The organism is Neobacillus niacini (assembly GCF_023715415.1).
GTDB classification, from domain to species: Bacteria; Bacillota; Bacilli; order Bacillales; family Cytobacillaceae; genus Neobacillus; species Neobacillus niacini_C.
The window spans coordinates 39,740-53,797 of the sequence record NZ_JAMBOB010000008.1 but is presented as its reverse complement, the minus strand read 5'-3'; the positions used below and the strand labels follow the sequence as shown (position 1 = coordinate 53,797).

Below are 14,058 nucleotides of genomic sequence, written 5' to 3'. Positions count from 1 at the left end.
ACCAATTTACCCTATAGCTTACAATTATTAACCCAAGCAATATATCTTAGTCTATCCATATTGCCACCGTCTCCTATCATAACCTTTTTTTATTTTTTTGCAAAAAATAAGATGTAAATTAATTCGTATTTAAACTAACATGATACGTATTCGTTATATTTATATGATATTTACCCTCGCCAGATTGATATACAGCGTTTCTCTCTATACCTTCCACATCCGGGTTCACTTTTTCGGTAACCTTCCATGCTCCATCCATCCCATTTACTTCACCAACACCAGCGGCTGCAATGTTTAAATTGCTGTCTTCAGTAACCTTTACATCTAGTGAAGAGGCACCATTAATACTCCAATTATTCTCGAGTTTCCTTGGATTTAATGTAATATCAGCCCCAGTACTAATGACCTCTAGTTCCACACCCTTTGGGATAAGAATGGTTGAGGCAATTTCTTGATGACTATAAAAGGGTCCCAATTCATTAGGAAGTGTCTTAACATTTATATAAAGGGTATCTCCCTTTTTATTCGCATACACATAGTCATTTGCACTTGCTATGAGCTTTTTCTTTTTTGAAGTCTGTGTCCGATACGTTCCAAACATAGAGACCTCCTGCTCATCGGTTGCTTCAATCGTTGTTTGGTAGCCTACCGTTCTTAGTACAACACGCTTGATACTTTCATCCATTTGATAGGAAAAGTCAGGCAGCTCAAAAGATCGCTCTTCCCTCGCAACGACTTCTTCTACTTTCTCCATGATTCCAGTTGCACTTAGCATCGCAAACACAATTCCCACAGTTCCTAACAAACCAACAAAGATAATACTTAAAAAATCATATTTTAAAACGGGCTTCTCCTGCCGTGAGAAAAATAAGTAGAGGAGAATTTCGATTCCAAGAACGATTAATAAAATTGGCCACCATGCTGTCATCACATGAACTAGATCGAATCCTAGAAAACGCGAGAGAAAAAGGAAGAGGCCAAGGAATACGAGCGAGGCCCCCATCGAAAACGTACCAACACGCCATGTTCTCATGCCTGTTCCTCCTTTCTTTTTCTAAAAAGAAAACCAATTCCAGCTCCAATTAAGAGAACCCCTGTTAGTGTATTCTTCCATTTATTCATGATTTCCCTTCCTCCCTTTTTTGCTTGCTTCCGGATAACAGCTTTATTCCTCCGCCAATTAATAGCGCACAGACAAGACCCGTTTGGAAATATCGTTGTATCCAGTACATTAAATCAATTTGGATGAGATTCGAGATCATTGGAGAAACGACAGGAATAACCACATTCATGAAAAGGTAGTAGAGTCCCATCACAACTAATCCAATTCCAACCCACTTCTGATGATTAATTAAGTACGAAATAATCGGAACATCATCGATTTCTTCCTCACCATATTTGGATACCTTTTGCATAGCGTCAAAAAAACTGTAAAACCAGATAATTGGTATCAAGAACAAGAAGATCCCTAGACGTAAAACATCTAAAATATAGATAGAAAACAAGAAGGCGGCCATTAACTGAATCCCGCGTTGCTGTAAACCTAAATACAAGTGTCCTGCACCAGGGAAAATCGAGAGGAAGGTGGCAATCGATTTGCTTTTCTTCCCATCCTCTCTGCGTGTTTCAAAATCTTCAAAAATGGTCCGGTCAATAAGTTCCTCACTGCGCTGTTTCTTATTTAACTGCTGGACAGCGTCAAAAAATCCATACACCCAGATTATCGGCAAGCCCATTAAGAATACAAGAAACTCTGAACGACTGCTTAAAGCCGTTATAAAAATCACCATAATACCAAGTCCTAAAAACGCTGCTAACAATGTGAGCCCCCGGTTCATCAGCCCCAGTTGAAAATGGCCCAAGCCTGGGACAAATGACAGCACAATCGTATAGAACCGTTCTGATTCCTGTGTAGCCTGTACTTGAGGTTCATCGGGATTTGTTGTCTTTAATGCTTTCTTTTGCTTAGAAATTTGAACACCCAGGTCTATAAAACTAACTAAGTAAATAAAGATACCCACCATAAAGCACAAGATAGCCACTTCACCATTGTTGGAAAATACCGCAATGACTGTAATGAAAGCTAAACCCACCACAGAAAGTAAATAAAGAACTCCCCGTATCATGTTACCGAAATAAATATGACCGAGGCCTGGGAATAGCGATAGAGTTAACGCCTTCGTTGAACTTTTCATTTTTTATTTGCCTCCTTTTTCTCCAAAGAATCCATCCATGCAAATGTTTTATCGATTACGCCTTCTGTCACGGAAAGCTTTTTTTCCTTACTATGATGTGGTGCTTCTACAGCACTAGCGTAAGTAGCAAGCGACTGAAACACCCCTGAAAAGGTAAGCAATAACGTAGCTGCTGCAGCTAATAAATAATGAAACGCCGCCTGTTGATAAAATGGCTTTTTAGTTTGTATTGTTTGTTTCTGTGCAGCAGGTTTTATACTGGCTGCCTTTTGTTTCGCTATATCCGCCATCACCAAGTCTGTAAAACTGGACTCATTTGAAAGGATTGGAAGTGATGATTCATGGACAGCTACTGCTTGTAAGTAAAGCTCCAGGCATTCGTCGCATGTATATAAGTGACTTTCAAATTCCTCACGGGTCTTTTCATTTGTTTCTTCTTTCACGTAATTCAACCACTCATTGTAACTAAAATGCTTCATGAAAAATCGTCCTCCTTCCAATTCTTTTTCATCCAAGTACGCGCACGGTACAGCTTCGTTTCAATGGTTTTTACCTGTACATTTTGTTCTTCTGCCAATTGCTGATAACTTTTTTCAGCTATATAAAAACCATAAATAACATCTCGATAATTCTCAGGTAGCTCATCAAGTCTTTTTCTTACGAGCCTTTGCCTTTCATTAACGATTAGTTCTTTCTCAACACCATCCTTTGGAGTACCTAGTGCCTTCTGCTCCAAAGCTTCCACCACTTCTTCTTTTCTTCGTGCTTGCTTTCTCTTTATATCAATTGCATGATTTACAGCTATTCTGGTCATCCAAGTCTTAAAACCTTGGCTTTCGTATTGGGAGAGAGAGTTATAGATTTTCATAAAAACTTCTTGAGCGGCATCTTCGGCTTCCTTTTGATCACGAAGAACAGCAAAGACAGTCCGGAACACATCATTGCGGTACTTCTCAACCAAAAGGCGAAAGGCATGATCATTGCCGTCCATTACTTTTTGTATTAAAACTGAATCACTAATCGCTCTCTCCCCCTTTCTTTTGCGACCTTCACCTTAATAGACGAGATACTATTTACAAACCCCTACACGTTTATAAAAATATTTTTCTTTTCTCATTTAATAAAATAGTAGCATATAAAAAACGTGCGAAGTATTCGCACGCTTTTTACTTTCTAGACTTTCTTTTATTCTTTCAGCCTTAATATACAAACATTACATTCGTGTGGAATGATGTATGGCTCATGCTCTGATAAGGAATCTTTTAAATCTTGAAGTGCATTTTCTCTTACCTTCTCATCTAATCCTGCTAGCCAGGAGACGGATTCTATTCTCTCTATCCATTCTTCCTTTGAAAAGGTAACCGAATAGCTAAGCCTATAAAAATCACTTAACTCAAAGCCACTGTTTTTCCATTCATCAAACCATTCAACAGGAAATCCGTTTATTCTCTGCTTAGATTCAGCTTTAGCTCCTGCAGGTTTTAATCCACCACTTAGATATTTCGATAAGACTTCAAATGTCTTCTCAACCACTACAGAACCAGTAAGAAAGCCAGAATCTATAACTATTAATGTGCCTTTTTCTTTTAAAATTCGTTTTATTTCCAGAATTGCCTTATCACGGTCGAACCAGTGCCAGGCACGCATTACGGTTACGATATCGAACTGAGAATCTTGTAAGCCAGTATTCTCAGAACTCGCTTGGACATATGGAATTTTATGGTTCTTAGACCTATTTAATTCATTTGCATATTGCAGTAATTCTTTTGAGTGATCTACGCCGATAACATCAGCCTTTCTCATTGCCATTTTCCTTGTTAAGGCACCAGTACCACAGCCAATATCCGCTACTTTTCTCCCATCAAAGTAAATGCCTCGGATGTATAGGCTATCCATTAAACTTACAGGAATATCTTCTCTTGCTTTCGCATAACTATTAGCAACTTGACCAAAATTTATATGTTCCATATCGGTAGCCCCTTTAATATTTCCTATTTCAGGAATTATTAAAATAATACCATTGAAGTATGGTAAAATGCTATTGTTGTAGAAGATACTCTGACAAAGGAATGATGATATGCTTTGGTTGCTGCTCCTTTCCTCCTATTTGATTGGAAGCATTCCGACTGCGCTAATTGTGGGCAAGCTGTTCTATGGGGTTGATATTCGCGACCATGGAAGCAAGAATCCTGGTGCAACGAACACATTAAGGGTTCTTGGAAAGGGATCTGCCATTATCGTGGTACTCGTCGATATTGGTAAAGGGGCACTCGCTGCTTACCTTCCTTTATACTTCAACCTTGGTGTTGAACCACTTTACTTTGGTCTAATGGCAGTAGTAGGACATTGCTATCCCATTTTTGCCGGGTTTCGCGGTGGAAAAGCCATCGCTACCACTGCTGGAACTTTAGCAGTAGCAAGTTTCCCATTAGCTTTACTTGCTTATGCAACGTTCTTCTTGGTAATATTTTTAACAAAATACGTATTTTTCGGCTCCATCTCTGTAGGACTCAGCTTACTTATTTATTCTTATTTTTCGCCAGAAATTAAATTTGAACTTATTTTTCTATTTTTTACCTTATTTTTGATTTATCTTCACCGTTCTAATATTCGAAACCTAATTCTTGGAATTGAACCCAAAATCAATGACAAGAACCTAATTAACGACCGAATTCCACCAAAGAATAACGGTATAAAAATGTAAAAAATCCCTGGCTGAAAACGCCAGGGTTTTATTTTTACAAAATGGCTGTCATAATGCTGTTGGCAACGGTTTGCCAAATGGATGAATCAGTCTGATAGGATGTCCCAAGACGTTTATATAATGCCATTTGCTTCTCTTGGAAATCCGGCGCTTCCTTATCAGGCAGTTCTGCACGTCCTTTTTCTACAAGAGCCTGCATTTGGGGTGCACGTGGTCCCCAAACTCCCACTTCATTTCCTTCTTGGTCAATGAAAATAAAAATTGGAATCGCTCTTGATGTACCATTCGTTAAATATTGGTCCATTAACTCAAGATTTTGATCTCTTAGTACAAATCGAACCTCTACATTGGCTGCTTCGGCCACTCTAAGCAAAACGGGGTTATTCAACATGGCGTCACCACACCAATCCTCCGTAAGAACAATGGCTCGTAGCTTTTTCGACTGCACTGCCTCAAGCTTTCTTTTGTCCTCTTCGTTTAACTCAAAGCGTTCATAAATGGAGAGCATGTCTTCTTTATTCCTTGTCATTACATCAATATACTGATCTTTTGTTAATCCCGTTTGAAACCAAGAATTTAATTCCAATATAAACACTCCCTTCAACTTATTATTATCATCATAATCCTTTCAATCCCTACTTACAAACATATGGATTATCCCTTTCCTACTATTATTGTACAAGTATATTTTCCTATTTTAAGAAAGTAATAAATTAACAATGGAAAAAGTTTTTCTGAGTTGATAGAATATTTTATATATAATAAATATTATTTTATTTTATTTTTACAATAGGGGGAAAATCTATGTCCAATGAAACACTTCAGCTAGTATCAATTGGAATTTACCTTGCCATGATGCTTTTTATCGGTTGGTATTCCTATCGAAAAACCAGCAATCTAACGGATTATATGCTTGGGGGAAGGTCTTTAGGACCTGCTGTAACCGCCTTAAGTGCTGGGGCTGCAGATATGAGCGGCTGGCTGTTAATGGGCTTACCTGGAGGAATTTATGTAACTGGTTTAGCTGATGCCTGGATTGCCATTGGTTTAACAATTGGCGCTTATCTCAACTGGTTATTGGTTGCACCGCGGCTACGTTCTTATACACAGGTTGCCAATGATTCCATTACGATTCCAAGTTACTTGGAAAACCGTTTTAAAGATAACACGAAGCTCTTGAGGATTGTATCTGGTATCGTTATTCTTATTTTCTTTACTTTCTATGTTTCTTCTGGAATGGTCTCAGGTGCAGTCTTTTTTGAAAGCTCCTTTGGTACAAGCTATCATACAGGGCTATATATTGTTGGCGGTGTTGTGGTCGCCTACACTTTATTTGGAGGCTTCTTAGCAGTTAGTTATACCGATTTTATTCAAGGGTTAATGATGCTGATTGCTCTTTTGCTTGTTCCAGCAATAGGAATCTTTAGCACAGGTGGCCCTTCTGAAACATTTGAAACGATTCGCGCAATCGACCCAGCTAAACTTGATTTACTAAAAGGAACAACCTTTTTAGGAATTGTTTCTGCAATGGCATGGGGACTCGGCTATTTTGGTCAGCCTCATATCATAGTCCGCTTTATGGCGATTAAAACGATTAAGGAAACAAAGAGTGCCCGAAGGATTGGGATGGGCTGGATGATCATAACCCTTATCGGGACAATTTTTACAGGATTAATTGGAATTGCTTATTTTGAGAAGAATCCTCAACATGTATTAGAAAATCCCGAAGCCGTATTTATAGAATTGAGTCAGATATTATTCCACCCGCTATTTGCTGGTTTTGCGCTAGCTGCGATTCTTGCGGCTATTATGAGTACGATTTCTTCACAATTAATCGTAACATCAAGTGCATTGGTGGAGGATTTATACAAAGTGGTAATGAATAAAGATGCAAAGGATAAACAGCTTGTTTTCTTAGGAAGAATGGCTGTACTTCTTGTTGCTGTCGTTGCTTCTCTTCTAGCTTTCAAGCAAAACAGTACAATATTGGACCTTGTCGCCTACGCATGGGCAGGGTTTGGGGCCGCCTTCGGTCCAGTTATCCTGCTAAGCCTATTCTGGAAAAGGATGACTAATTGGGGAGCACTTTTTGGAATGATCGTTGGTGCTGTCACCGTTATTGTTTGGAAAAATGTTGGTCTTGGCGACACACTTTACGAGATTGTTCCAGGCTTTGTCCTTAACCTACTCGTCGCTGTAATCGTAAGCTTCATCACTTATAAGAAAAATGAAGAGATTGAAAAAGAGTTTGATGAAAGTGTCCGCTTATTAACAAAGGAATAGAAATTTTTAGAAATACCTGGATCTCAATATCCAGGTATTTTTTTATTTATTTGACTAACCGACAAATTCCTCCTTTTCTTGTTAATCAAACGTTTGATTAGTTTTGATTCAACTCCTGATAGTAAAGGTTTTTTATAAAAAAAGGGTAGAATCCTGTCATTTAACCAATCATTTGATTAAATAACGATTAAACCCTTTAACTGAAAGGCATTTTGCCTAAATGGTAGTAAAATGATTGTCGATTAATCGGTCCGAATCCAGTCCGTAATCATTATTGGCTGCTAATTGGTAACCACTCGACAATAATCCCCAGCGCCAAGACTAATCAAACGTTTGATTAAAAATTACTTCAACCCATATTATTAAAAGCTTTCCATTAAAAAAAGGGATGAATGATGTCGTCTAATCAAACGTTTGATTAGATTTATTCAAAGCCGTATGGATAATGAGTTTTCCCGGGAAAACTTCAAAAAAGTATGTCGAGTTCTTTTCGACAAAAAAACTGGCAGTATGTTATCTGCCAGCTTCGGATTTTATCGTTTGCTTAATTCCTGATTCAATAATTGGTTTACTTTTTGCGGATTTGCCTGCCCCTTTGTAGCCTTCATTAGCTGCCCAACGAGGAAACCAACTGCCTTATTTTTACCATTTTTAAAATCCTCAATCGATTGTGGATTGGCATCGAGCACCTCAGAAATAATCTTAAGGAGTGTTCCTTCATCTGAAATTTGAACAAGTCCTTTTTCTTTAACGATCGCTTCTGCATCGCCGCCATTTTCAATCAGTTCTTTAAACACAGTCTTAGCAATTTTTGAAGAGATGGTTCCGTCTTCAATGAGCTTAATCATACTAGCTAAGCCTTCAGGTGTTAATGCTATCTGATGGAGTTCTTTCCCCTCCGCATTGAGGTATGCAGAAACATCTCCCATGATCCAGTTCGAAGCCAATTTGGCCTCTGCACCTGCTGCGACAGCTCCTTCAAAGAAATCTGCCATTTCTTTCGTTACCGTTAATACCTTGGCATCGTAAACAGGTAGTCCTAGTTCATTTATATAACGCTTTTGCCGTTCGTCCGGAAGTTCAGGAATTTCAGCAGCAATTTGGGCTTTCCATTCCTCATCAATATAGATATCCAGTAAATCTGGTTCCGGGAAGTATCGATAATCATCCGATCCTTCCTTTACACGCATTAGAAGTGTAGCACCTGTAGCTTCATCAAAGCGACGAGTTTCTTGATCAATTGTCCCGCCACTCGTAACAACCTCACGCTGACGCTTTTCCTCAAACTCCAGACCTTTACGGACGAAGTTAAAAGAGTTTAAGTTCTTTAATTCTGTCTTCGTTCCAAACTCTTCTTGTCCAACTGGGCGGATAGAAATATTGGCATCACAACGAAGTGAACCCTCTTCCATCTTACAATCGGAAACCCCTGTATACTGGATAATTGATTTTAATTTTTCAAGATAAGCGTATGCCTCATCAGGCGTACGGATATCTGGCTCAGAAACGATTTCCACAAGCGGAGTTCCCTGACGGTTATAATCCACTAATGAATAGCCATTCCCGTGACTCAGTTTTCCTGCATCTTCTTCTAAATGAATCCTCGTAATGCCAATCCGTTTTGTGTAGCCGTTTACCTCAATATCAATCCAGCCATGCTCGCCAATCGGCTTATCAAATTGAGAAATCTGATAGGCCTTCGGATTATCTGGATAAAAGTAGTTTTTTCGGTCAAATTTCGTATGAGTGGCCACCTGGCAATTCAAGGCCATTGCTGCCTTCATTCCGAATTCTACTGCCTTTTTGTTAAGGACCGGCAGTACTCCTGGATAACCAAGGTCAATTACACTCGTATTCGAATTCGGTTCTGCCCCAAAATGGTTGGGGCTTGCTGAAAAGATTTTTGAATCTGTTTTTAACTCCACATGCACTTCAAGACCAATCACCGTTTCAAATTCCATCGTCTTCACCCCCTATATTCCTGGCTTCTTTTTATGGTAGTCAGTTGCTTGTTCAAATGCGTGCGCTACCCGATAAATGGTCGCCTCATCAAAATGCTTACCGATGATTTGCAAGCCAAGCGGCAGTTCATTATCAAAACCACACGGTATAGAGATTCCGGGGACACCTGCTAGGTTCACTGGAATCGTCAAAATATCATTTATATACATCGTTAAGGGATCATCGATCTTTTCACCAATTTTAAACGCTGGAGTTGGTGTTGTAGGACCAACGATAACATCATATTTTTCAAATACATCTTCAAAGTCCTTTTTAATTAGCGTACGGACTTGCTGTGCTTTTTTGTAATAGGCATCGTAATAACCAGAACTTAATGCAAAGGTACCGAGCATGATTCTGCGTTTTACCTCGTCTCCAAAGCCTTCTGATCTAGAATTCTTATATAAATCAAGTAAATTATCCGCATTCGGAGTTCTATAACCATAGCGAACGCCATCAAATCGAGCTAGATTGGCAGACGCTTCGGAAGAAGAAAGTAAATAATAGGCAGCTAAAGCATATTTAGAATGCGGCAAGGAAACCTCTTCCCAAACTGCTCCTTGTTTTTCAAGTACTTTTAAAGCATCTAACACGGATTGACGAACTGCTTCAGTTACACCCTCTCCAAGATACTCTTTAGGTACGGCGATTTTTAACCCTTTAACATCTCCAGTTAATGCAGAAACAAAATTCGGCACATCCACATTCGCTGATGTAGAGTCCATTGGATCTAGTCCGGATATGGCCTGCAAAAGATAAGCATTGTCTTCAACACTTCTTGTAATCGGTCCGATTTGGTCAAGGGAGGATGCAAAGGCAACCAAACCAAAACGTGACACACGGCCATAAGTTGGTTTTAACCCTACTACTCCGCAAAATGCTGCAGGCTGACGAATAGATCCCCCTGTATCAGAACCTAATGAAAATAATACTTCCCCTGCGGCAACAGAAGCCGCTGACCCGCCTGATGAACCACCTGGTACTCTCTCTAAATCCCATGGATTACGAGTCTTTTGATAATAGGAATTTTCGTTAGAAGAACCCATCGCAAACTCATCCATGTTTAACTTACCAATTGTAACAGTTTCCTGCTGCTGCAGCTTTTGAACAACCGTAGCATCATAAATTGGATTGAAGTTTTCTAATATCTTACTAGCACAGGTTGTCCGGATTCCTTTCGTGACAATATTGTCCTTTATGCCAATCGGCATCCCAAATAACAAGCTGTTTGCGGAATTTGCAGTAAGCTTCTCATCAAGTGAATTTGCCGTTTGTCTTGCCTTTTCTTCATCTAACGTTAGAAATGCTTGTACCTTGTCATCAACCTGAGCAATTCTTTTATATGACTCTTCAACAAGATCAGCGACTTTTAGTTCTTTTTTATGTAAAAGTTCATGGAGATCTGACACTTTATAATCAAATAAACTCACACTTTTCCTCCTTCTAGCTAGCTCCAACGCTAAGGGCTCACCCTAAGCAAGGCGCTTACGCTTTACTTACTCCCCGATTATTGCAGGTACTTTTATCTGTCCATCCTGGTGATCTGGTGCATTTTTCAATACTTCCTCACGTGGTAATCCTGTTTGCTTAATGTCCTCACGGAAGATATTTTTCATATCTAAGACATGATATGTTGGTTCAACATTTTCCGTATCTAATTCATTTAACTGTTCTGCAAATGTAATAATTGCATCCAATTGCTTCGTGAACTTTTCAGCTTCTTCTTCTGTTATCGCTAATCTAGCTAAGTTTGCTACGTGTTTCACTTGTTCGTTTGAGATTCGTGTCATTTTTTTTACCCCCAATCCCTTTTGTCATAGTCATTTTATTAATGATAATACCAAACTTTTCTGCTTTACCGCAATGATTCCCTCACTAGTATCGGCAAAAGGATTGCTTTTTAGATTGCTAGCATAAAAAAAAGGAGCATTAGCTCCTGTCTTAGTTTTTATTTGAAACCATTTCCATCCCTCGATTATGTATTGATTATTGTTGAGGTATAACCTCTCCATTACTATTTAGAGCTCTGACCTGCGGGCGGATGCCTATTCCCACATAATAGCGTTTTCCATCCTTTTTAATCATTTTTGCCTTTTTATAATCTTCCGTATCCTGGTTGGCGATTTCAATGGCAGTGATATTCTCATTATTGATTTCTCCAAACACAACGTAAATATCCTTATGAACATTACCTTTGTCATCATACTTGGTGTAGTTCTCATTATAAATGGAATAGGTTTCGCTCTCCGCATGTTCCCACCCATTCGGACCATCATTTTTCCATCCTTCTTCATCGTTCCCTTCAAAGAAAGAAACACCCAGCACCGGTTCCTTTATATCTTCCACTTCTTCCCCTTCTGCTTTCGTTGAGTACAGGACGATTGTTATCCCATCACTTTTCGACTTGTATAAAACTTCTTGCACTTCAAAAGGGATCGTTTCTGCAATCGCCTTTTCTAGCGTCGGATATTTGCATCCTGCCAGAGTAAACATCATAACAATCACTATTAAAAGAACTATTCCTCTTCTCATAATTATCTCCTCCTAGATTTTGGCCAGATGTTAGTAATCTAGTTATCTCTAGCAAAAAGTACAGCGTAAAATGAATACCGACTTCCTACTGACCATTTTTCTTCTCGTTCCTATTATGAGGTTGCTATCTATTTACTCCCTTCCTAATTTAATGACTTAAATGATAGTCTCCTTATAAATAATAATATTCCAACTTTTCGTATAATTCCAGTTATATCCAAATATAGTTCTAAATACCCCTTCTAATGAACCTAGTTGAATGACAAAGGAAGCAGTCTGGGGATAGACTGCTTCCTTTGTGCATGATCGCTATCGTTTAAAGAGTTTCGCAAAGAGTCCTTTGCTTTTTTGGGGTTCAGGCTGGCTGATTTCTTTCTTCGTAATGTAAATGTCTTCTTTATCAACTGCTTCGTCCATCGTAAGTAATAAACCCACTTCTGTATCATGTTCCTTGTTGGTTACAATTTTATGCTCAATATTGTGTTTGGCTGCTAATTTTACATATTTGGATAAGACCGTATAGTCCATATTTCCGTTCAGTAAAAGATTTACCTTAGGATTTTTCTTCATTTCTTTCTCTACTTGGGGATAAATCGTCGCTTCGGCCACTTGGCTTTTCTTAAGAGCAAGAATGATGCGTTCTCGTAAGGTACCTAGAAATTTCCGCCGTTCATCTGGCTTCGTTTCCAAAGGTCCATGTATTCCCTGTTGAAGGACTTCCTCCACGTTCGGCTTTTTCAAACAGATCAACTCCTTTTAAAAGGACTATTATTATGTATGATAATACCCTAAAAAATGTTCATTTCCAAAAAAGTAGCCGTTATTCGCGAGTGTTTTCTGCTTCCGAGAGTATTTCTTGCTATCCGCAAGTATTCTACGCCATCCGCAAGTATTTTCCGCCATCCGCAAGTATTTTCAGCCATCCGCAAGTATTTTCCGTCATCCGCAAGTATTTCTCGCTATCCGCAAGTATTTTCCACCATCCGCAAGTAAATGCCTCCCGCCAAGCCAAAAATCCCCCTTCTCAACTTAGAGAAAGGGGATAACGTAAAGGCTATTTTGTAAATTGCTCTTCTTCAGTTGAACCTTTTAATGCGGTCGTAGAAGATGTGCCACCAGTGATGACCATGGAAACTTGGTCAAAGTAGCCTGTTCCTACTTCACGTTGATGTCTTGTTGCTGTGTAGCCGTATTGCTCGCTGTCAAACTCAGCCTGCTGCAATTCGGAGTATGCCGCCATACCACGCTCCTTGTAGCCGCGAGCTAATTTAAACATGCTGTGGTTCAAGGCATGGAAACCGGCTAATGTTACGAATTGGAACTTGTAGCCCATTTTTCCAAGCTCTTGCTGGAATTTTGCAATCGTTTCTTGATCGAGTTTCTTTTTCCAGTTAAACGATGGTGAACAGTTGTAAGCAAGCATTTTACCAGGGAACTTTTCATGGATTGCTTCCGCAAAACGTCTCGCTTCCTCAATGTTTGGCTCTGATGTTTCACACCAGATTAGATCTGCATATGGTGCATAGGCTAAACCGCGGGCAATCGCCTGATCAAGTCCTGCCTTAGTACGGAAAAAGCCTTCTGCTGTCCGCTCACCCGTAATGAACGGTGCGTCGTTCATATCAATATCACTCGTAATTAAATCGGCAGCATTTGCATCCGTGCGTGCAACCAATACAGTTGGAACTCCCATAACATCTGCAGCCAAACGAGCAGCGATTAAGTTCCGAACCGCAGTTTGTGTTGGCAATAAAACTTTACCGCCTAAGTGACCACATTTTTTCTCAGAGGAAAGTTGATCTTCAAAATGGACGCCTGCAGCTCCTGCTTCAATCATTCCCTTCATCAATTCAAAGCAGTTTAATTGCCCGCCAAAGCCCGCTTCTGCGTCCGCTACAATTGGAACAAACCAATCAATCGAATCATCGCCTTCTGAATGGGTAATTTGATCCGCACGCTGAAGGGCTTGGTTAATTCGTTTTACCACACTCGGCACGCTGTTTGCGGGATACAAGCTTTGATCCGGATACATATGCCCAGATAGATTGGCATCTGCTGCAACCTGCCAACCACTTAGGTAAATTGCCTTCAACCCAGCTTTTACCTGCTGAACAGCTTGATTTCCTGTTAACGCCCCTAGTGCATTAACGTAATTTTCTTCATTCATCTGCTTCCAAAGCTTTTCTGCACCACGTCTAGCCAATGTATGCTCGATATCAAGAGAACCACGAAGCTTAATAACATCCTCAGCACTATATGGTCTAGTTATCCCATTCCAGCGTTTATCTAATTCCCAGCTTTCTTGTAATTCCTTCGCTCTTGAATTTGTCATTTTAAATTCCT

Annotated in this window: 16 protein-coding genes; 2 read left to right on the top strand and 14 right to left on the bottom strand. The window is 39.5% G+C overall.

Annotation, left to right across the window (positions count from 1 at the left end; translation table 11 throughout):
- Positions 1 to 118 precede the first annotated feature (118 nt).
- From M3189_RS18990 to M3189_RS18965, 6 genes are all read right to left on the bottom strand, one after another.
- Complete coding sequence (locus M3189_RS18990; protein WP_251636598.1) at positions 119 to 1,033, bottom strand: hypothetical protein; 915 nt, start codon at positions 1,031 to 1,033, stop codon at positions 119 to 121.
- Complete coding sequence (locus M3189_RS18985; RefSeq protein WP_251636596.1) at positions 1,030 to 1,122, bottom strand: LPXTG cell wall anchor domain-containing protein; 93 nt, start codon at positions 1,120 to 1,122, stop codon at positions 1,030 to 1,032. The genes M3189_RS18990 and M3189_RS18985 overlap by 4 nt, the downstream gene beginning before the upstream one ends.
- Positions 1,119 to 2,195 carry a DUF6677 family protein gene (locus M3189_RS18980; protein WP_251636594.1) on the bottom strand — a complete coding sequence of 359 codons (1,077 nt, stop codon included), beginning with the start codon at positions 2,193 to 2,195 and terminating at the stop codon, positions 1,119 to 1,121. The genes M3189_RS18985 and M3189_RS18980 overlap by 4 nt, the downstream gene beginning before the upstream one ends.
- Positions 2,192 to 2,674 (bottom strand): anti-sigma factor family protein, encoded by a 483-nt coding sequence (locus tag M3189_RS18975; RefSeq protein WP_251636591.1) that lies wholly within the window; start codon positions 2,672 to 2,674, stop codon positions 2,192 to 2,194. The genes M3189_RS18980 and M3189_RS18975 overlap by 4 nt, the downstream gene beginning before the upstream one ends.
- A complete protein-coding gene (locus M3189_RS18970) occupies positions 2,671 to 3,186 on the bottom strand; it encodes a sigma-70 family RNA polymerase sigma factor (protein WP_251636589.1) in 516 nt (171 codons plus the stop codon). The genes M3189_RS18975 and M3189_RS18970 overlap by 4 nt, the downstream gene beginning before the upstream one ends.
- 194 nt (positions 3,187 to 3,380) lie before the next feature.
- Entirely contained in the window at positions 3,381 to 4,163 is a 783-nt protein-coding gene (locus M3189_RS18965; protein WP_251636587.1) for a class I SAM-dependent methyltransferase, read from the bottom strand.
- Between the two features lie 109 nt (positions 4,164 to 4,272).
- Between M3189_RS18965 and plsY the strand changes: the two genes are divergently transcribed.
- Positions 4,273 to 4,899: a glycerol-3-phosphate 1-O-acyltransferase PlsY gene (plsY, locus tag M3189_RS18960; protein ID WP_251636585.1), complete on the top strand. Its 627-nt coding sequence runs from the start codon at positions 4,273 to 4,275 to the stop codon at positions 4,897 to 4,899.
- Between the two features lie 34 nt (positions 4,900 to 4,933).
- Here plsY and M3189_RS18955 read toward each other — a convergent pair whose 3' ends face one another.
- Positions 4,934 to 5,494, bottom strand: a complete 561-nt coding sequence (locus M3189_RS18955; RefSeq protein WP_353057452.1) for a thioredoxin family protein — start codon at positions 5,492 to 5,494, stop codon at positions 4,934 to 4,936.
- A 209-nt stretch (positions 5,495 to 5,703) separates the two neighbouring features.
- On the opposite strand from M3189_RS18955, the gene putP reads away from it, so the two are divergent.
- On the top strand, positions 5,704 to 7,182 hold the full coding sequence (gene putP, locus M3189_RS18950) for a sodium/proline symporter PutP (protein ID WP_251636581.1): 1,479 nt from the start codon (positions 5,704 to 5,706) through the stop codon (positions 7,180 to 7,182).
- Positions 7,183 to 7,715: 533 nt separating this feature from the next.
- Here the strand turns inward: putP and gatB are convergent.
- From gatB to aceA, 7 genes are all read right to left on the bottom strand, one after another.
- A complete protein-coding gene (gatB, locus tag M3189_RS18945; RefSeq protein WP_251636579.1) occupies positions 7,716 to 9,143 on the bottom strand; it encodes an Asp-tRNA(Asn)/Glu-tRNA(Gln) amidotransferase subunit GatB in 1,428 nt (475 codons plus the stop codon).
- A 12-nt stretch (positions 9,144 to 9,155) separates the two neighbouring features.
- Positions 9,156 to 10,613, bottom strand: a complete 1,458-nt coding sequence (gene gatA / locus M3189_RS18940; RefSeq protein ID WP_251636577.1) for an Asp-tRNA(Asn)/Glu-tRNA(Gln) amidotransferase subunit GatA — start codon at positions 10,611 to 10,613, stop codon at positions 9,156 to 9,158.
- A 66-nt stretch (positions 10,614 to 10,679) separates the two neighbouring features.
- Positions 10,680 to 10,973, bottom strand: a complete 294-nt coding sequence (gene gatC / locus M3189_RS18935; protein ID WP_133370904.1) for an Asp-tRNA(Asn)/Glu-tRNA(Gln) amidotransferase subunit GatC — start codon at positions 10,971 to 10,973, stop codon at positions 10,680 to 10,682.
- Positions 10,974 to 11,169: 196 nt separating this feature from the next.
- Positions 11,170 to 11,715, bottom strand: coding sequence for a hypothetical protein (locus M3189_RS18930; protein ID WP_251636575.1), 546 nt, complete (start codon positions 11,713 to 11,715; stop codon positions 11,170 to 11,172).
- Between the two features lie 309 nt (positions 11,716 to 12,024).
- Positions 12,025 to 12,456, bottom strand: coding sequence for a YueI family protein (locus M3189_RS18925; RefSeq protein ID WP_251636573.1), 432 nt, complete (start codon positions 12,454 to 12,456; stop codon positions 12,025 to 12,027).
- A 133-nt stretch (positions 12,457 to 12,589) separates the two neighbouring features.
- Positions 12,590 to 12,727 carry a hypothetical protein gene (locus M3189_RS18920; RefSeq protein WP_251636570.1) on the bottom strand — a complete coding sequence of 46 codons (138 nt, stop codon included), beginning with the start codon at positions 12,725 to 12,727 and terminating at the stop codon, positions 12,590 to 12,592.
- Between the two features lie 42 nt (positions 12,728 to 12,769).
- Positions 12,770 to 14,047, bottom strand: a complete 1,278-nt coding sequence (aceA, locus tag M3189_RS18915; RefSeq protein ID WP_251636569.1) for an isocitrate lyase — start codon at positions 14,045 to 14,047, stop codon at positions 12,770 to 12,772.
- Positions 14,048 to 14,058 lie beyond the last annotated feature (11 nt).